Origin of the sequence: Methylocella tundrae (assembly GCF_901905185.1) — a bacterium.
Lineage (GTDB): Bacteria > Pseudomonadota > Alphaproteobacteria > Rhizobiales > Beijerinckiaceae > Methylocapsa > Methylocapsa tundrae.
Genome location: NZ_CABFMQ020000077.1, coordinates 76,821 through 96,786, shown reverse-complemented (window position 1 = coordinate 96,786; position 19,966 = coordinate 76,821). Strand labels below are relative to the sequence as shown.

The 19,966-nt window shown below is 62.2% G+C and carries 11 protein-coding genes; 7 read left to right on the top strand and 4 right to left on the bottom strand.

Features of this window, described 5'->3' with window-relative positions:
* Together MPC4_RS09655 and MPC4_RS09650 are read right to left on the bottom strand one after the other, a co-directional pair.
* The coding region (locus MPC4_RS09655; RefSeq protein WP_174512329.1) for an apolipoprotein A-IV repeat region-like domain-containing protein at positions 1-6,140 on the bottom strand (6,140 nt) is incomplete at its 3' end.
* Between the two features lie 1,098 nt (positions 6,141-7,238).
* Positions 7,239-8,951 carry a carboxylesterase/lipase family protein gene (locus MPC4_RS09650; protein WP_174512328.1) on the bottom strand — a complete coding sequence of 571 codons (1,713 nt, stop codon included), beginning with the start codon at positions 8,949-8,951 and terminating at the stop codon, positions 7,239-7,241.
* 719 nt (positions 8,952-9,670) lie between these two features.
* Here MPC4_RS09650 and MPC4_RS09645 point away from each other — a divergent pair.
* The 7 genes from MPC4_RS09645 to tgt all read left to right on the top strand — a co-directional run bounded on the left by MPC4_RS09645 (position 9,671) and on the right by tgt (position 15,525).
* Entirely contained in the window at positions 9,671-9,991 is a 321-nt protein-coding gene (locus MPC4_RS09645; protein WP_174512327.1) for a 2Fe-2S iron-sulfur cluster-binding protein, read from the top strand.
* Between the two features lie 154 nt (positions 9,992-10,145).
* Positions 10,146-11,183: an NAD(P)/FAD-dependent oxidoreductase gene (locus MPC4_RS09640; protein ID WP_174512326.1), complete on the top strand. Its 1,038-nt coding sequence runs from the start codon at positions 10,146-10,148 to the stop codon at positions 11,181-11,183.
* A 31-nt stretch (positions 11,184-11,214) separates the two neighbouring features.
* Entirely contained in the window at positions 11,215-11,715 is a 501-nt protein-coding gene (gene coaD, locus MPC4_RS09635; protein WP_174512325.1) for a pantetheine-phosphate adenylyltransferase, read from the top strand.
* Positions 11,716-11,764: 49 nt separating this feature from the next.
* Positions 11,765-12,331: a peptidylprolyl isomerase gene (locus MPC4_RS09630; protein ID WP_174512324.1), complete on the top strand. Its 567-nt coding sequence runs from the start codon at positions 11,765-11,767 to the stop codon at positions 12,329-12,331.
* A 227-nt stretch (positions 12,332-12,558) separates the two neighbouring features.
* Complete coding sequence (locus tag MPC4_RS09625; protein ID WP_134488672.1) at positions 12,559-13,014, top strand: peptidylprolyl isomerase; 456 nt, start codon at positions 12,559-12,561, stop codon at positions 13,012-13,014.
* Between the two features lie 277 nt (positions 13,015-13,291).
* Positions 13,292-14,386, top strand: a complete 1,095-nt coding sequence (queA, locus tag MPC4_RS09620) for a tRNA preQ1(34) S-adenosylmethionine ribosyltransferase-isomerase QueA (RefSeq protein WP_174512323.1) — start codon at positions 13,292-13,294, stop codon at positions 14,384-14,386.
* Positions 14,383-15,525: a tRNA guanosine(34) transglycosylase Tgt gene (gene tgt, locus MPC4_RS09615; protein ID WP_174512322.1), complete on the top strand. Its 1,143-nt coding sequence runs from the start codon at positions 14,383-14,385 to the stop codon at positions 15,523-15,525. Before queA ends, tgt begins: the two co-directional genes overlap by 4 nt.
* 62 nt (positions 15,526-15,587) lie before the next feature.
* Here tgt and MPC4_RS09610 read toward each other — a convergent pair whose 3' ends face one another.
* Both MPC4_RS09610 and MPC4_RS09605 read right to left on the bottom strand, forming a co-directional pair.
* Positions 15,588-16,793, bottom strand: a complete 1,206-nt coding sequence (locus MPC4_RS09610; protein ID WP_174512321.1) for a lytic murein transglycosylase — start codon at positions 16,791-16,793, stop codon at positions 15,588-15,590.
* Entirely contained in the window at positions 16,790-19,930 is a 3,141-nt protein-coding gene (locus tag MPC4_RS09605; RefSeq protein ID WP_174512320.1) for an efflux RND transporter permease subunit, read from the bottom strand. The genes MPC4_RS09610 and MPC4_RS09605 overlap by 4 nt, the downstream gene beginning before the upstream one ends.
* Positions 19,931-19,966 lie beyond the last annotated feature (36 nt).

The following is a 19,966-nucleotide window of genomic DNA, read 5'->3' as shown; positions in this document are numbered from 1 at the left end:
GGCGCAGGGCGCCTTGCGGGGGCGGCGGGCGCGCGGTCCGCGGCGGGAAGCGGCGTCGACACATCGAAGGAGCGGCCAGAGCGGGTGACGATTTCGCTCAGCTCCTTCAGGGCCTTGATCTCGTCGGCGACGATTTTGCGCATCGCTGCCGCTTGCTGCGCCGTCTCCTGCGGCAGATCCGCAACGCTGGTCCTCAAGGCTTCCCGCGTCGCCGCGAGTTCGCTCTGAATTTGCCGCGCCATCTCGCGCAGCTCCGACGTCGCGCTCTCGAAGCGTTGCGATGTCTGGGTGAAGATGCCGCCGATTTCGGCATTGGTTTCTTCATAGGCGGCGCGCATCGCTTCAGCGGTGCGTTCGCGTTCCTGCGCGATATTGGCGCGCATGTCGGCGAATTGCCGGTCGATATCGCCGCCCGCCGATTGCGATGTTTCGGCCACATAGGCGCCGAGTTCGCGCGCCCGGCTTTCGGCGCTCTCAAAGGCGTTCTCGATCAGCCCGGCGAAGGAGCCGAGCACGCTGTCGAAGTCGTCGCGGCGCTCCTTGATGGCGCCAAGGAGCGCATCGAGCGAGACCCGCCGCGCCTCGAGCATCTGGTCCAGTTCGCCCTGCGACCTGACGAGTTCGCCAGCCGAAGCTGCGAGGCTTTCCTTGTGGCCGGCGATCGCCTCGGCAAATCCGCTGGCTTCATAGACCGTTTCTCCGGCCGCCTGATTGAGCCGCTCGACTTCCGTCGAAACGTTCCCCAGCACGGTTTTGAATTCCTCCATGCGATGGCTCAAGGATTCTTCCACCGCTACGAAATTCGAGCTGGCGACATTGATCGCATCCTGCAGCGATGCGCTGCCGCTGACGAGGCGATCGATGACCTCGGTCATTTCGGCGCCGAGCTTTCCATTCGCGTCGACAAGCGCGCCGATCGATTCTGATGCGCCGGTCTCGAAGGCGTCGCGCAGATTGACGAGCGAGCGTTCAAGCGCCTCCGTCAGTTCGCTTTGCTTCGCGCTGAGATGCTGCACGATCGCCATGCCGCGGCCTTCGATGGTCTGCGTGACCAGATCGCCGACATTGGTCATTTCTTCAGCGATTTCGTTGCCGCGCTCCGACAAGGCCGAGATGAGGCCGAGGCCGCGGGTTTCGAACAGCTCACGCAGATCACTCGCGCTTTGCGCCAGCGCATTTTGCAGATCCAGACCCCGGCCGCCGAGCGCGCCTTCTATCTCCGCCAGTCGGCTCGCCAGCGTCATGCTGATTTCATTGACGCGCACGCCGAGCGCATCGCCGATCTCGCCGGCGCGGCCTGCAAGGGTCGCGTCGAGGTCCTCGGTCGCTTGTGAAACGAGATCTCTGATTTCGGAGGTTCTCCCTGACAGCAATGCGGCAAGCTGACCGGCTTCGCGGTCCAGCGCGGCGTCGATGGCTCCGGCGTGATGACCAAGCGTCTCGTCGATTTCGCTGGTCCGCGCCGCGATATTGTCGGCGACCGCGCGGCCGCGCGCATCGAGTTCGCTCGATACGGCGTCGAGACGGCCGACGACTTTCTCCTCGAATTCCGCGATGCGGCCGTCGAGCGTTGTCGCGATGGCGCCCGCCTGGCCGCCGAGCGCCGCGTTGATTTCGTCGGCCTTTTCGCCGAGTGTCTCGGCGAGAGTCGTCGCGCGCATCGAGAGAACGGACTCGATCTCCTGCGCCTTGCCGTCGAGTGCGCGGATGACGTTTCCGCCGCCCTCGCTCAGCATTTGCGCAATGTCGCGCGCCCGTGCCGTGAGCGCCTCGTCGAGAGCCGCCGCCTGGGTTTCAAGCCCGGTGTCGATCCGGGCGATGAGTGCGTCGAGCGCCTGTCCGATTTCATGCGTCCGGCTTTCCGTGCGCGCTTCGAAAGCGTCAATCTGCGCTTCCAGAGCCTGCGCGGTCTCGCCGGCGCGCAGGGCGAGCTTGTCATTGAGATCGCCGCCGCGGACGGTCAACGTATTCTCGATTGCTCCGAGGCGATCCGCCAGCGTCGCCGTGAAGCGTTCGGTCTGATCGCCGATGCTGTTTGCAACGGCGCCGCCGTGGCCAAGGAAGGTTTCCTCGAACATCACGAGGCGGTCCGAGAGCGCTTCATTGATGCGGTCGCTGTGCGTCGCGATGGCGTTGATGGCTTCGGAGGCGGTTTCGGTAAAGCGGTCGTTGAGATCGTTGGCGTGGTAGCCGATCGCCGCGACGGCCTGTTGCGCCGTGGCGTCGAAGCTTTCCTGAAGCGCCTCTGTCTGGCTGGCGAAGGCGAGCACGGCCTCGTGACTGCGCCCGACAAGTTGCTCGTTGAACTCCTGAGTCTGGGTCGTCAGCACGCTGAAAGCTTCGCCGAGCATCAGGGTGAGGCGCTGCTCGAGGCTTCCGGTATGATCGGCGAAAGCGGCGAGTGATTGGCGCCCGACCGCTTCAAGACGATCACGCATTTCATCCGAATAGCCGGAAAGCGCGCCGAGCGTTTCGCCGAGCGTCGCCGCGAGACTTGTCTGCAGCGCTTCCGTGTGCGCGGCGAGCGCGCCGACGGAATGCTGGGCCGACGCCTCGAGACGCTGATTGATCAGTTCCGAATGGGACTCGAGCGCGCCGAGCGTCTCGCCGACATTTGAATTGAGGCGATGGCTCACTTCGTCCGTGTGGCTGGTCAGCGCCCCAAGGGTCTCGCCGATCGATCCAATGAGGCGGTTATTGAGCGCGTCGGTGCGCTCGGCCAGCACAGCAGCCGACTGCTCGGCGCTCGACCTCAGGCGGTCGCTGATGTCGGCCGAATGCGCGGTCAGCGCTTCGAACGCCTCTGTCAGCGTAGCGCGCAGGCGCTCACGCAGGGCGTCGGTCTGACTGGTCAGGGCGCCGGCGGACATCGCGGCGGTGTCTGCGAGGCGCTGGCTGATCTCCGCCGCATGATCGCTCAGTGCGGCAAGGGTCGTGCTGACGGCTCCTGTCAGGCGTTCGTGCAATGTCTCGATCGGGGAGGCGAGGGCCTCGGCCGATTGCTGGACGCTTGTCTCGAGGCGCGCGCTGACGGCGTCGCTGTGGCTCGTCAGCGCCGCCAGCGTTTGTGACAGCGTCGTCTCGAGGCGCTGATGCACGGCGTCGGCATGGCCGTTGAAGGCGTTGACCGTCAGATCGGCCATCGCCCCGAGCCGTTCGCTCATCGTCTGCGAATGTTGAGTCAAAGCGCCGAGCGTTTCGGCAAGCGTTCCATTCAATCGCTCGTGCAAAGCCTCCGTGTGCTCCGCAAAAGCCCCGACGGAATATAGCGCGGTCGCTTCGAGCCGCTCGCTCATTTCGTTCGAATGCTCGTTCAAAGCGCCGATCGCGGCGTTCAGACGCTCGTGCAGCGCCTCGGTCTGTTCGGCGAGGGCGTCGCCGGACTGCTGAGCTGTCGTGGCGAGGCGACGGCCGATCTCCTCCGAATGGGCATTGAGCGCGCCGATCGTCTGGCTCAGTTGCTCGTGCAGCGCCTCGGTCTGTTCGGCGAGGGCGTCGCCGGATTGCTGGGCCGCCGCGGCTAGGCGCTGGCCGATCTCCTCCGAATGAGCGTTCGCGGCGTTGATCGCGGCGTCGAGCCGCTCGTGCAGCGCCTCCGTCTGCTCCGCGAACGCGCCGGCCGAATGCTGCGCGGTCTCCGCGAGGCGCTGGCTGATTTGGTCCGAATGGAGATTCACCGCGCTGATGGCGGCGTCGAGCCGCTCGTGCAGCGCCTCCGTCTGTTCCGCGAGCGCGCCGGCCGAATATTGCGCCGTCTCGGCGAGGCGTTGGCTGATTTCGTCCGAATGTTCGTTGACGGTCTGGATGGCGGCGTCGAGACGGTTCTGCAGCGCCTCTGTCTGCTGTGTCAGCGCGCCGGCCGATCGCTCGGCGCCCGCGGCGAGGCGGCGGCTGATTTCGTCTGAATGCGCATTGAGAGCGCTGATGGAGACATTCAGGCGATCCTGCAGCGCCCGGGTCTGATCGGTCAGCGCGCCGGCGGACTGCTCCGCGCTTGCCGCCAGACGGTGGCTGATTTCTTCGGAGTGACCGTTGAGCGTGCTGATGGCGGCGTTCAGCCGCTCGTGCAAAGCTTCGGTCTGCTCGGTGAAGGCGCCGAGCGACTGTTCCCCAACAGCGCCCAGCCGCTCGCCGATGTCTTCCGCGTGGCGGCTCAAGGCATCGAGCGTCGCCGTCATCCGCTGCTGCAATCCATCGGCGTAATCGGTGAGCGTCGCGACGGAATGTTGCGCCGAGGTTTCAAGGCGCCCCGCGACCTGTTCCGAACGATCGCTCAATGCGCCAAGCGTGTCGCCGATGGTGGCGTTCAGACGCTCATGAAGCGCCTCGGAGCGGCCGGCGAAGTCGCTGGCGGCTTGCTCGGCGGCGGTTCCAAGACGTTCGCTCATGATCGCCGAATGATCGTTGAGCGCTGCGAAAGTTCCGTCGAGGACCAAGGAGAGCTGCTCGCTCAGGGCGTCCGTCCGCCCGGCGAAAGCGGCGATCATATCCTGGCTCGTGAGATCGAGATGATCATGCACGTGTTCGGCGTGGCTGGTCAGGGCTTTGATCGTCTCGTCGAGCGAACTGGCGATGCGTTCGCGCAGTCCTTCGCTATGCGCGGACAGGGTCTGCGCCGTTGATTCCGCCGCCTCGGCGAAGCTGCGTTGCAGTTCACCGCCGTTACGCTCGAATTCGGACTGGAGTCGCGTGTGGCCGTCCTCGAAGACGGTGACGATCGCGCGGCTCGACTGATCGAGAGCGTCGCGGGCGGCCTCGGTGCGTTCAGCGATCAGCGTCGCGAAACGCTCGCTCGTTTGGGCGAGATTGTTGTGCAGGGCGTCGCCCTCGACGGCGACGACTTCGTGCAGGCGATCGCCGGTTTCCGCAAGACGCGTCGCAAGGCTCTCGCCGCGCGAGGAGATCGTCTCGGCGATTTGGGCGCCGGCGGAGTCGAGGCGGCCCACCAGCGCGTCGCCCCGCGTCCCGAGGTCGGCGGATAGAACCTCCTGGGCGTTTTGCAGCCGTTCGTTAAGTTCGGCAAGGCGCTCATCCAGCGTCTGCGCGATCCCAGCGCTCGCCTGTGTGAGATTGGCGGTCGCTTCGTTGCCGGTCTGCATAAGACGGTCGATGAGGTCGTTGCCGTGGCTGGAGAGATGCTCGATGAGTTCGTAGCGGCCGCTGCTCAGCGCCTGTTTGATCTCATCTCCCTTGGCGTTGAGCGAGGCGGCCACTCGGCCCGCGGCTTCGCCGACGTGTTCGGAGAACCGCGCCGAAGCATTTTCGATGTCGCGCGACACCGTGTCATGGGCGATCGAAATAGCGCCGCGCACCCGATCCGCGTTCGAGAGAATGGATTCCCGTTCCGCCGCCAGTTCGTCGATAAGCGCGCGCACCCGCCGCTCATTGTCTGAATAGGAGCGCTCCAGATTGGACACTTCCGATCGCACCAGTGTCTCGAGTTCGCCAGCCCGCGCCAGCGCGCGTTCGATGCCGTCGCCCATTGAAGCGACCTCTCGGCGGATCGCCTGCGAGAGCGTCACCATCTGCTCCGTGGCGATCGTCTCAGGTTCGGCGAGACGCATTGCGACTTCGGTCATGGATCGGGACGTGACGCGCATTTCCTGCGCGCGCCGGATCATCATGGCTGTGATGAAGAAGAACACCACCGGCGCTGCGATGGTGAGGAAATACAGCGCGGAGGCTGGCAGGGCCGAGCCGTTCGGGCCAGTGAAGAGATCTTCCCGATGGGTGAGGAGATAGCCGAGCGTCAAGACGATCCACGCGCCTGAGCAGAGCGCCGCGACGATCGTCGGCGCGCGGCTCGAGCGAGCCTGAAGCGCGCGCAACATTTCTCCGGTCGCGTGACGGTCGTCGTTGGCGGGCGAGGCCGCGCGCCGGATCTGCCCGCCGGCCGCCTCTGCGACAGCCGCCGAGAAGCTTGAGCTCGGCGCCGAGAACAGCGGATCTTCGCTGGTCGAAGGAAGCTTCGGCCCCGAACCTTGCTTCCTCTCGGCCGGCTTTTCACCTTTGTTTCCCTGATCCCTCGGCGGTTCGGCGCCCCCGAAGGCATCGCCCATTCCGGCGCGAAGGTTCAACGCTTCCTCAATGGCAAGAAGCGCCTCCGCCGCGGGATCGTGAGTTTTGGGAGAGCTCGCCATCTGGTTCCTCTTCGAAGTCGTCACAGGCGCGCATGAAGTTCAGAGCAAATACATCAGCGCGAACGCAGGCAGAGAGTTAATCAAATCTTACTTTACATCCCTAACGGAGGGATTGAAACCCGACGGCCGGCGCTTCTGGAAACATCGTTAACGCTGCGGCGACGATCGGCGGGTCTTGAGCTTTCGATCCGATTTCAAAGTTTCGCGGAGATCCGCAAATGGTCCTGACTTCCCGGTTTTTTGATGTCTTTTCAGCCTCCCGCCCGCCCGAAAATGCTTCGAACGTCGCCAAAAAGCGTAGAATCGAAGGGCAAACTTGATTTCGTTGCGATCGCGGGCGGCCGTTACGCAAGCATTCGCCCGCGTGCCGGCAATTCAATCGCACAATCTGCGAAAGGAACGTCGTGCCGGGCGGTCTCGGGCTTTCGATGAAGGCCTCGAAATCCTTGTCAGGAACGGCGGCGATGCGCATCGCCGTCTGCATTTGATGACGGGATAACCGCAGGCTTCGCCGGCTTCGGAGCGCGACGGGGGCCGAGCAAAAGTAGGAGGGGTCTCGGTTTTGCTCCGATCGCCGCCTATCCATTGGCTGCAATTGGAGGCGGCGGCGGCTTCGCCGGTTCGGCGTCGGTCACCTCCAGTGGCGTGCTGGGCGGCGGGCAGGTTGGCTACAACTATTCCTTTGGGAATAACTTCCTACTGGGCCTCGAAACCGATTTTGACGGCGCCGCGATCCGTGGCAAAGGCGCGGTGAGCCTCTCCGGATTTTCGGGACTTGGGTCTTTTTCCGTGAACGCGAGGAGCAAGATCAATGATCTCGGCACAGCGCGCGCACCTCGGCTACTCGTGGGACGGGTTTCTGCCGCCCGCCGCCCTTGTCGCCAAATAATGCCCTCCGGCTCATCTGCATCCAGCAGGGCTATGGGCGCCTTCGGACATCTATTTGCAGCGCCGGACATAGAGATCCTATAGGGCCTCAACCCGGCGATGCAGACATTAGCCCTTCCAGGCGCTTAAGGTTTGAGGATCTTTGGCGATGGGTAGCGGCCATGGTCGCGACCGCTACCCGAGTTCAGCTCAAGAAATTGCGCCTTTGTCCTAGTAAGTCAGCAGCTTATCCCAAAGATCGCACTTGTGCGCGGATGAGAACTCCGCGTCCGTGAATGTCGACAAGACTGGAATGTTTTCGGAAAGAAAGGAGGGTCTGTTCGCTTTGGCCTTGTAGCGCGGCCATGGGCTGTTTCCCTGTCCATTCGGGTTGCCCGTCCAGGCGAAGTTCGTCCAGGCGGCCACGAGAGCGTCGGAAAGCTGCTCCTGCTTTTTGTTAAGAGCGTGCGGAATGCCATCCGGTCCACCGTGATAAAGGGGGAATAGGTACTGGATGTCGCTCGTATGGTAGGCGAGAGATTGAAATCCGGTCATTTTGGGAAAATAGAATGGAGCGGTTCGATCGTCGAACTCATACGCGTAGACCGGCGTTTGATCGGCGAGCAATTCATCGTAGTACCGCTGTGTGCATGCGATCATGTCCGTCTCGACCGCATCCAGCGCCAACTGCGGAGTCGTATAGGCGTAGAGTGGATAGCGAGCCAGAACCTTATTAACGGCGCCTGCGGGATAGGCGGGTGGCGAGCCGCCAGGTCCCGCGTTGCCGCCGAAAGTTCTGGCCACGTAGGCATCGAAGGAGGCTTCCGTCACCGGAGTTCCAGAGAAGTATTCTGGAACGGCGATGAAGAAATTGCCCTCGTCCTCGGTGGTGCCGCTCATGACGGGCATGTGGTTGAACTGTCCATTTTTGAAGGCCGTGGTAAGAAGGCCGCTCGGCAAAATCCGTCCGTCCGCTACAAGAAAGTTGCCGTAGGGTCCGCTGGCGCTGGTCGTTCCTTGCAGCGCCATGATTTGCTGAGCAGTCAGGCTGCGCAGACATTTGGCGGTCGCCGCATCAGAGCCGGAACCACAGCCGGCCGCGGCCGCGAAAGCTGTGCCCTTCGCTTCGGCCATCGGCAATGGCGTCGGCTCGACGATTTTGCTTTGAAAGATGCCTCGATCGAACAGCCCCGCGGCGAGGGGCGATATTACGTTGGCGGCTGTGTCGACCGAACCCGCTGACTGGCCGCCCACGGTGACGTTGTTCTTGTCGCCGCCGAACTGAGCGATATTCCGCTTCACCCATTTGAGCGCGAGCTGCTGATCAAGCAGGCCATAGTCGCCGAACAAATGGCCTTCCGCGTCCAATGCGGGGTGGGCGAACCAGCCGAGCAGGCCGAGGCGATAGTTGATGGTGACGACAACGGTGTGGCCTTGCGCGGCTAGTTTGCCTCCATCGTAATCGTTGCTCTCCCCATCCATGTTGCCGCCGCCGTGAATCCAAACGATGACCGGAAGCTTTTCATTGCCAGCCGGATCGACGTTCGGCGTAAAGACGTTCAGATAAAGGCAGTCTTCATTGTTGTTTGCCGGGCCTGCATATAAGCCATTCTCCGTGATCTGCGCGCAAGTCGGCCCGAACGCCTTCGCTTGCAACACGCCGTTCCATGGGGCGTGCTCTTTCGGCGGCATCCAGCGCAGACGACCGACCGGCGGCTCGCCGTAAGGAATGCCGAGAAACTCGGCCACGCCATTGACAATGACGCCTTTGACGCGCCCCTCGTGCGTTTCGACCTTCAGATTGCTCGCGGCCTGAGCCTGCATCGACGCCGTGATCGCCCCGACGGCCAGCGTGAAAGCAAGCGCGGCGCTGGCTCTGAAAGACGGGCCCGTTTTGTTGGATCGTGAACAGACTGACGGCCGCAACTTTGCAAGCTTGGACATTTTCCCCCCATAAATTGTGCTTCTTCTCACGCGCATTTGGTGCGGTCGGCGACTGTAATGGTGACGCTGCGGCTCAATCTTCCATGAAATTCCGCCGCCTATAATAATTTGGCTATTCGCCTCGGGCTGAAGTTCGATTCGCACGTTTCCGGCTGTTATCGCGGCGCCCGGCATTGACATGCTGACAACAAGCAACTGATGCTGAGATCTCAATTTATGCGGCCGTGGCTGTCGCATCGCACCAGGATTTATGCGCCGCGCTCCGAAACTGTCGGTTGCGTCGGACAGCCGCTTAAACGCCGTGCACATTGAACGTGTCGTAAACCGCCGCTTGGCCGAAACGAAACGTCCGCGCCGAGTGCGCTGATTTGGAGCCTTGCGTCTTCGTTCGCGTCGTCGAAGCGTCTTCGCTGTCGATGGCGCGGCGCGCGGACGGCTGCCGCCCCACGCGATAGAAATCACCCTTTCGTCGAGACGCCGCCGACTGCCAAACATAGCGCGTTCGATCGTCTGGCGATCGTCAACGCGCCAATGCCCTCGAGCTATTCGCTTTCACCCGCGCTGATTTTACACTCTTGCACGATCATTGAACTTCGGCCATGAACTGCGGCCACGTGGTATTAGAGTTGAACCCCTATCCTGTCCGGAGCCGGATTCGACGCGGGCGACCTTTGGTTCGCCAGAGAAGCGGCCGCCGGAAGAACGTTTAAGCGAGATCCATGCCAAAAATTACTTTCGTCGACTCGCTCGGTGAAGCGCGCACTGTCGAGGCGGACGTAGGCTCCACCGTAATGGAAGCCGCGATTCGCAATGCGATCCCCGAGATCAGCGCGGAATGCGGCGGCGGCTGCGCCTGCGCGACCTGCCACGTCTATGTCGACGAGGCGTGGGTTTCGCTGACTGGCAAGGCCTCGGACCAGGAAGAGGACATGCTGGACTTTGCTTATGGGGTGCAGCCGAATTCGAGGCTTTGCTGCCAGATCAGGGTGACGCCGGAACTCGACGGCCTGAAGGTTACGACGCCGGACCGGCAAGGCTAAGGCCGTGGTCGGGAAACGGCGGCGGCTTTCCATATCTCGGCGCGCATGCCGCGTTTGCGCCTCGGCTTGAAGCGAAATATTCCGATCCGGTAATGGCGGCGGCGCGGCGCCTGCTGTCGCGGGATCATTGGAGCAGGGCAATTCGGAGCAGGATATGAGTGAGATCATCAAGACCGACGTCGTTATCGTCGGCGCTGGACCCGCCGGACTTTTCGCGGTGTTCGAGCTAGGGCTTTTGGACATCAAATGCCATCTCGTCGACATCCTCCCGAAAGCCGGCGGACAATGCAGCGAACTCTATCCGGAAAAGCCGATCTATGACATTCCGGGCTACCCGATCGTCACCGGACAGGGCCTCGTCGATCATCTTTTGAAGCAGATCGAGCCATTTCATCCGACCTTCCACTTCGGCGAGATGGTCGAGGGTCTGAAAGCCGTCGGCACGCCGGAGGCGCCGCTGTTTCATCTCCGCATGAGCGGCGACGCGATATTGGAGGCCAAGGCGGTCATCGTGGCGGCTGGCGGCGGCTCGTTTCAGCCGAAAAAGCCGCCGATCGAAGGCATTGAAGCCTATGAGGGCAAATCGGTCTTCTACGCGGTGCGCAAGATGGAGGATTTCCGCGGCAGACATGTCGTCATCGTCGGCGGCGGGGATTCGGCGCTGGACTGGACCCTCAATCTGCAACCGATCGTCAAGCGTCTGACGCTAATTCACCGCCGCGACGATTTCCGCGCAGCCCCGCATTCCGTTAAGGCGATGCGCGATCTCGTCGCCAATGGGCAGATCGACTTGCACATCGGCCAGGTGTCCTCGCTTCGCGGCGAGGCGGGAGAACTCTCATCGCTTGCCGTCAAGGGCGCCGATGGAAGCGTCACGGACCTTGCCTGCGAGCGGCTGATCCCCTTCTTCGGGCTTACCATGAAGCTCGGTCCAGTCAGCGAATGGGGCCTCAATCTTCACGAGAATCTTGTTCCGGTCGATACGGAGCGTTTCGAGACCAATATTCCCGGCGTATTCGCGATCGGCGACATCAATAGCTATCCCGGCAAGCTGAAGCTCATCTTGTGCGGCTTCCACGAGGGGGCTTTGGCGGCGCAGCGCATTTACCACTATGTCTTTCCGGACAAGCGGCTGACCTTCCAGTACACGACCTCATCGTCAAATCTGCAAAAGAAGCTTGGCGTCGTTTGAACGCCCGCCTTTTCTGCCTCGGAAGCAAGGCATGACCCGCGTCGCGCTCTACACCGGCTCGTTCGATCCGTTGACCAACGGCCACGTCGACGTGATCGAAAGCGCGTCTCATATCTGCGACGAACTCGTCATCGGCATCGGCGCACATCCCTCCAAAATGCCGTTGTTCGCGGTCGAGGAGCGCGTCGCACTGACAACGGAGGTTTGCCGGGAACTTCTGGCGGCGCGATTCTGCAAGCTGTCGGTGCAGCCTTTTTCCGGGCTCGCCGTCGAGGCGGCGAGGCGGGTTGGCGCTGAAATCCTGGTGCGCGGCCTGCGCAACGGCTCGGATCTCGATTACGAGATGCAAATGGCCGGCATGAACGCGGCGATGGCGCCTGAGATCCGCACCGTATTTTTCGCCGCCTCGCCCGCAGTCTGTCACATTACAGCGACATTGGTGCGGCAGATCGCAGGGATGGGCGGGAATGTCTCCAGTTTCGTGCCGGAAGCCGTCCTGCGCGCCTTGGACCTCAAACGGCGCGCCAATTAGCCATAATCGTCAGGGCCAAAAATAACCGTCAGGGCAAGGAAGAAACGCAATGATATTGAACCGATTGATCATCGCTTTTGGCGCGGCAATAGCCCTTTTCGCCGGCGTCGCCGCGGCGTCCGCGCAGGACCTCAAAGACACGATCTATCTCGATACGAAAGACGGCCGCATCACGATCCAGCTTCGGCCGGACCTTGCGCCAAAGCATGTCGCGCAGATCGAAACTTTGACCAAACGCGGCTTCTATGACGGAATCGTATTCCATCGCGTCATCGACGGCTTTATGGCGCAAACCGGAGACCCGACCGGAACGGGGACTGGCAAATCGGACCTGCCGAACATCAAGGCCGAATTTTCATCCGAGCATTTCAAGCGCGGCACAGTCGGGATGGCGCGCTCGCAGGATCCGGATTCCGCGAATTCCCAGTTCTTCATCATGTTTGGCGACGCCCCCTTCCTCGACGATAAGTACACGATCGTCGGCAAGGTCGTCTCAGGCATGGATGTCGTCGACAAGATCAAGAAGGGCTCGAAGGCGGACAACGGAACCGTCACCGCGCCGGACAAGATCATCAAGATGCAAATGGCGGCGGACGCCGCTCCGGCAAAGAAATAGGGCCAAAAGAGCGCTTCTCGGGACGCTATCCATAAGCCGCCGGAGGCCGCTGTTTACCTTGGCGCGCGCATAGGGTATTGCATCGCGATCATCGGCCCAAATTTGAAAGCGCTGCTGCTTCCAAAACCGAACGAGGAAGGCGTCCCCGCCTTTCGATCTTGAGGCCCTTCCGACGCGAACCGCGCCATTCAGGTTCGCCTACTCAAAAACTCACGCAGGAGTTTCGCATGCCAGAAGCTGGCAACACCCTTACATTAGAGACGACGCAAGGCCCCGTGGTGATCGAGATGCGGCCGGATCTCGCGCCGGGCCACGTCGCCCATATCAAAAAGCTCGTCGAGGAGAAATTCTACGACGGCATTGTGTTTCATCGCGTAATTGACGGCTTCATGGCGCAGACCGGCTGCCCGCATGGGACCGGCACGGGCGGCTCGAAGTATCCAAATGTCAAGGCCGAGTTCAACGCCGAGCCGCATGTGCGCGGCGTCGTCTCGATGGCGCGCGCGCAGGACCCGAATTCCGCCAATTCGCAGTTCTTCATCGTATTCAACGACGCCCGCTTCCTCGACAAGCAATATACCGTCTGGGGCAAGGTCATCTCCGGCATGGAGAATGTCGACAAGATCAAGCGCGGCGAGCCCGTGCGCGATCCAGACAAAATCATCAGCGCAACCCTCAGCTAAAACCAACAGCCTGGTTGACGCCTGTTGGCAATGGGCGGATGCGTGCGCTGCTTGTAAGACAGCGCCGCATCGCTTTTTCGCCCGTTCCATTTTTCACGACTTTTGCCTTGCGTTTCGCTCTTTGGCCTATCCCGCATCACGTGATCGCCGGCGCGTAGTTTTGACGCCATTGTCATCCTCTTGCCGCCGCGTATTAGTCGGACTCCAACTCTCGATTTTCTGTTTCGATCCGCGCATGAAAAAGTTGGAAGCCCAAACGGCGCCTTTGAGATCTTGAATGCGCGTAGATCTTTTTGATTTTGAGCTGCCGGATTCCTCGATCGCTTTACGCCCGGCGCATCCGCGCGACGCCGCGCGAATGCTGGTCGTGCGATCCGAAGCGCCGTCCGCGCCGGCGCTGGAAGACAGAATCATCCGCGACCTGCCCGATTTGCTTTCGCCCGGCGATATTCTCGTCGTCAATGACACGCGCGTCATTCCGGCTCGCCTTCAGGGCCGCCGCGTCAGAGGCGAGGCGGAGGCGCGCATCGAAGCGACCCTGCACAAGCGCGAAGGCGCCAGTCTCTGGCGCGCTTTCGTCAGGCCCGCGAAAAAGCTGAAAGCGGGCGAGATGATCACCTTTGAGGCGGCCGGCGCCGGGTCGCTTGAGGCCGAGGTTGTCGAAAAGGGCGAAGAGGGCGAAGTGCTGCTCGGCTTCGCAGCCTCGGGGAGCGATCTCGACGCGGCGCTCGATCGCATCGGGCAAATGCCGCTGCCTCCTTACATTTCGGGCAAACGTCCGGCCGATGAGAGTGACGCGGACGATTATCAGACGCTGTTTGCACGCCGTTCCGGCGCCGTCGCCGCGCCGACCGCGAGCCTGCATTTCACGCCCGCCCTTATCGCGGCGCTGTCCGCAAGGGATATTATGATCGAAAAAGTGACGCTTCACGTCGGCGCGGGAACGTTCCTGCCGGTCAAGGCGGCCGATACCGAAGATCACAGGATGCATGCCGAATGGGGCGAGGTGAGCGCGCAAACCGCGAAAACGCTGAATGACGCCCGCCGCGGGGGACGTCGCATCGTGGCCGCCGGCACCACGAGCCTGCGCATTCTGGAATCGGCGGCCAAGGACAATGGCGCCGTTGCGGCTTTTTCCGGCGATACGTCGATTTTCATCACGCCCGGGTACAGGTTCCGCGCGGTCGACGTGCTCCTCACCAATTTCCATCTTCCACGCTCGACGCTGTTCATGCTGGTTTGCGCCTTCTGCGGTCTTGAAACCATGCAACGCGCCTACGCTCATGCGATCGCCCACGGCTACCGCTTCTACAGTTATGGCGACGCCTGTTTGCTGTTTCCCGCAGCGGCGAACGAAGCGGGCGACCTATGACGCAGGAATTCCATTTCGACATCGCCGCAACCGACAGCGCGGCGCGGACCGGCGTTATCACGACTCCGCGCGGAAAGATCAGGACGCCGGCCTTCATGCCGGTCGGCACGGCGGCGACAGTCAAGGCGATGCATCCGGAAGCCGTAAAAGCGCTCGGCGCCGACATCGTGCTCTCCAACACCTATCATCTGATGCTGCGGCCCGGCGCCGAGCGGATCGCCGCGCTCGGCGGTCTCCATCAATTCATGAACTGGCCGGGGCCGATCCTCACCGACTCGGGCGGCTTCCAGGTGATGTCGCTCGCGAAGCTGCGCAAGCTTGATGAGAATGGCGTCACTTTCCAGTCGCATATCGACGGCGCACGGCATGTCTTGACGCCGGAGCGTTCGATGGAGATCCAGGACCTCCTCGGCGCCGACATTCAGATGCAGTTCGACGAATGCGTCAAGCTTCCCTGTGCGGAGGCCGAAGCGCGCCGCGCCATGCTGCTGTCTCTGCGCTGGGCGGAACGATCGAAGAAAGCCTTTGCGCAAAAGCCTGGACGCGCTCTTTTCGGCATCGTGCAGGGCGGCGCGTCGGAGGCCCTGCGGCTTGAGAGCGCGCGGGCGCTGGTCGATATGGATTTCCAGGGCTATGCGCTGGGGGGCCTTGCCGTCGGCGAACCGCAGGAGGTGATGCTGGCGATGATCGACTGCGCCGCGCCGCATTTGCCCACGGCAAAACCGCGCTATCTGATGGGCGTCGGCTCGCCGGACGATCTCGTCGAGAGCGTCAGGCGCGGGATCGACATGTTTGACTGTGTGATGCCGACGCGCGCCGGACGTCATGGTCTGGCCTATACCCGCGCCGGAAAGCTTAATTTGCGCAACGCATGCCATGCCGATGATCCGGCGCCGGTCGATCGCGAGTCAGCCAACGCCGTGACGCGAACCTATTCCCGCGCGTATCTCCATCACCTCGTCAAATCCGGAGAGATCCTTGGCATGATGCTGCTAACCGAAATCAATCTGGCCTATTATCAGGATCTGATGGCGGGCCTGCGCGCGGCGATCGCGGCGCGCAGGCTCGATGAATTTTGCGCGCAGACGAAAGAGGGTTGGCGCGGGAGCGATGCGGGCACGCAGGAGGCTGAAGACTGACGCCCTCAGGATGAGGGTGCTGCTTCGCGACCGCTTCAGCAGGGACGTCATCCACACCGGCGCTAATTCTGCGTCAGCCGCCGCAACACTTCCTGAGAGCCATAGCCGTCCGCCGGACTGATCTTCGCGGCAATCTGGAACGCATGGATGGCGTCGCGCGAGGCCTGGCCGAAGCGTCCGTCGATGGCGCCGCTATAAAGCCCGCGCTTTTGCAATTCGCGCTGGATCAACGATTTGTCGGCGCGGCTGAGGAAGGCTTCGCCCGCGGGCCAGCGGCCACGCAGTTCCCCTCCGCCATTGATCCGATCGGCGAGCAGGCTCAGCGAAAGCGCGTAAGAGTCGGAGTTGTTATAGGCTTTCAGCACCCAGTAATTGTCGGACAGCAGAAAAGCCGGACCAGCGGCGCCGGATGGCAGGAACAATGTCGCGTCGCCCTCAGCACGCAGGGGGCTCCCATCAGCATTGACGACGCCCTGCGCTTTGAATGCCGCGAAACTGCGATGCAATGAGGCGAAATCAAACCCCGGCGGCAGCACGACCTCCATGCCCCAGGGCAGGTTCGGGCGCCATCCGGACTGCCGCAGAAAATTGGCGATCGAGGCAAGGCTGTCCTGCGGCTTGTCCCAGATGTCGGCGAAAGCCGAACCGTCGAAACTTGCGGCATATTTCAGATAGGCCGATGGAATGAACTGCGGATCGCCCATGGCGCCGGCCCAGGAGCCCTTCAGCTTCTCGCGCGGCGCGAGACCCTTATCGAGAATGACCAGCGCCGCGATGAACTCATCGCCAAAAAGCGCGCGGTCCTGGCGTTGATAGGCGAGCGTCCCGAGCGTGCGCACAATATCCTTGCCGCCCTTCGCCGCGCCGAAATCGGTCTCCATGCCCCAGGCCGCGACGATGATCTGCGGCGGCACGCCGAAACGCTGCGAAATATGCGAAAGCTCCGGGCTCCATCGGCGCAACGCGGCGCGTCCGCGCAAAATTCTTGGCGTTGAGACGGCCTCCGCGAGATAGGCTTTGAGCGGCTTGTCGAACTCTGGCTGTTTTGCGGATGCCGCGGGCGCGGACGGATCGGGCGTCAGCCCTGTGATCGCCGTCTCAAAGGTTGCGCGCCGGACGCCCGCCGCCTCGGCGCGCGGCCATAAGGATTGGAGATAGGCCTGAAAGCCGGAATCGCTCTGGTCCAGCGCCGATAAGGTCCCTGGGAAGCCGAACGCCAGCAGCGCGAAAACGCAGATGATAACGCAAAGCTGCTTGCCCTGCGTCATGACCGGCCAGCGTCCGTCAGCTTTTGCTTTTTGTTCGGCCACTTCCATTCGCGCAGGGACTCGAATGTCACATAGAGCATGGGGATAAGAAAGACTCCAAGCGCGCTCGCCGCGATCATGCCTGAAAAGACCGGGGTGCCGACGCCGCGCCGGCTGATCTGCGCCGCGCCATGCGCGATGACCAGCGGGAGCAGGCCGAGAACGAACGCGATGGAGGTCATCATCACGGCTCGAAACCGCATGCGCGCGCCAAGCACGGCCGCTTCACGAATGTCCATGCCTTGCTCGCGTTGATCCTTGGCGAATTCGACGATTAGAATGCCGTTTTTCGCGGCGAGCGCAATAAGCACGACGAGACCGATCTGCGCATAAAGATCAAGCGCCAATTGCGCGATCAGAATGCCAGCGAAGGAGCCGAGCACCGCGACTGACACCGACATCAGCACGGGAATGGGGATAATCCAGCTTTCATACAGCGCGACGAGGAAGAGGAAAGCGAACAGCAGCGCCAGCGTCAGGATGACGCCGGTCTGGCCGGAGGCCTCGTGCTCCTGATAGGCGGTGCCGGTCCATTCATAGGTGTAGCCCGGCGGCAGTGTCCGGGTGGATAGTGCGTCCATCGCCGCCAGCGCGCCGCCGGACGACACGCCTGGCGCCGGCGTGCCATTGATCGTCACCGAACGGTAATTGTTATAGCGCGTAATGACCTGCGGGCCCACGATCGTCCGCATTGAGGCGAGCGCCGCCATCGGCACCATCGTATTCGATTTGTTGCGCACATAGATTTGCCAGATCGACGAAAAATCGCGGCGATCGGCGGCGTCGGCCTGCAGATTGACCTGCCATGTGCGCCCGTAGAGATTGAAGTCGTTGATATAGGTTCCGCCCAGCGTCGCCTGCAAAGCGGAGAATATGTCGGCGATGTCGACGCCGAGCGCTTGCGCTTTTTGGCGGTCGATGTCGAGGAAGATTGACGGATTGGTCGCGGTGAAGGTTGAGAACACGCGCGTCAGCGCCGGGTCCGCGTTGGCCGCGGAGACCATGGCCTGCATGACGCTGGCGATGGCCGAGGGATCCTGTCCTTCAAGGGCTTCGAGCTGATATTCGAAACCGCCCGTCGTCGAAAGGCCGATGATTGGCGGCAGGTTGAATGCGATGACCGAGGCGGTGCGAATGGACGCGGCCTCGCGCGTGATTTTGGCGATCAATGCCTGCGCCGAATCCGCCTCTGTCGGGCGGTCGGCGAAGGGCTTCAGTTTGGCCACAATGAAGCCTGCGTTGGGTTCGCTGACGCCATCGATGCGCGAATAGCCGATGATCGAGAAGGTATCTTGCATCTGCGGCATGGCCAGCAGCAGCTTCTCGACTTCTCTCATCGCGTCGCTGGTGCGCTGGACAGAGGCGCCGTCCGGCAGCTGGATGGACAAGAAGAAAGCGCCCTGATCTTCTTCCGGCAGAAAGCCGACAGGCGTTCGCAGCGACAGAGCGTAGATGGCGCCGCCGCATGCGGCGACGATGATAAGCGCGATCGAGGCGCGCCGCACAAGAACCGTCACGATCCGCCCGTAGCCGTCGCGCGCGCCGTCGATCGCGCGCAGCACGCGTCCCATCAACCCGCTGCGATGCCCGCCCGGCCGCAGCACGAGGCCGCAGAGAGCAGGCGATAGAGTCAGCGCGTTCAACGCCGAGATCAGCATCGAAACGCTGATCGTCACGGCGAATTGGCGGAACAATTGTCCGGAGACGCCGGGAACGAAAGCGACTGGAACGAACACCGAGAGAAGCACCAGCGTGATGGCGATGATCGGCGCGGTGATCTGCCCCATCGCTTTCTTCGTCGCAGCGGCCGGGGAAAGATCGGGCTCCTCTTCCATCACCCGCTCGACGTTCTCGACGACGACGATCGCATCGTCGACGACGATGCCGATGGCGAGCACGAGGGCCAGCAGCGATACGGTATTGGCGGAATAGCCGACCGACAAGAGCACCGCGAATGTGCCGATGAGGCTAACGGGCACCGCGACGGCCGGAATGATGGTGGCGCGCACGGTGCCAAGAAAAAGGTAGACGACGACAACGACGAGCACGAACGCCTCGGCCAGCGTCTTCAGCACTTCGCGAATGGTGTCGGAGACGAAAGTCGTCGAATCATAAACGATCTTGGATTTCAAACCTGCGGGAAAGCGAACCGCGACCTTCGCGAGGGTTTTCTGTACGGCGGCCGCGGTCTGAACCGCGTTGGCGCCCGGCGAGAGATAGATGCCGATCGCCACCGCAGGCTTGCCGGAGAGCCGGCTCTCATTATCCATGTTCTGCGCGCCGATCTCGACGCGCGCGACATCGCTGATATGAACGATCGAACCGTCGGGATTGGCGCGGAGCACGATTTTCCCGAACTGCGCCGGCGTCGTCAGACGCCCCTGCGTTTGCAGGTTGAGCTGGAACTGCTGGTCATCGCCGATAGGCCGTGCGCCGATGCGTCCGATCGCCGCCTGAACATTCTGCGATTGGATGGCTGCGATGACGTCTGACGGCGCGAGATTGAGGCTGACCAGCCTCTCGACGTCGAACCAGATGCGCATCGAGTATTTGAGAAGGCCGAAGAGCGAGGCCTGGCCGACGCCGGGCGTGCGCGACAGTTCATCGAGCACGTTGATCGTCGCGTAATTGGTGATGAAGAGCGGATCCTGCTTGCCGTTCTCGCTGTAGAGCATCATGAACTGCAAAATCGCCGAGGAGCGCTTTTGCACGATGAGCCCTTGATGCGTGACCGTCTCCGGCAGTTGCGCCAGCGCCGTCTGGACCCTGTTGTTGACATTGACGGTGTCGATGTCGGGATTTGTGCCGAGTTCGAAGCTGACGGTGAGATTGTAGCTGCCGTCATTGCCGCTCGTCGATTTCATATAGATCGATCTGTCAACGCCGACCATCTGGGCTTCGAGCGGCTGCGCGACGGATGTCTCGACAACCTCGGCGGAAGCGCCTGGATAGGTTGCCGTCACCTGCACCTGCGGCGGCACGATGTCGGGGAACTGCGACAGCGGAATGCGCAGCAAGGCGAGGGCGCCGGCGATCGTGATGACGATCGCGATCACGATGGCGAGCCGGGGCCGATCGACGAAAACCGCGGAGATCATTGGCCAGCCCCATGCGTGGCGTTGTGATGTCGTAAT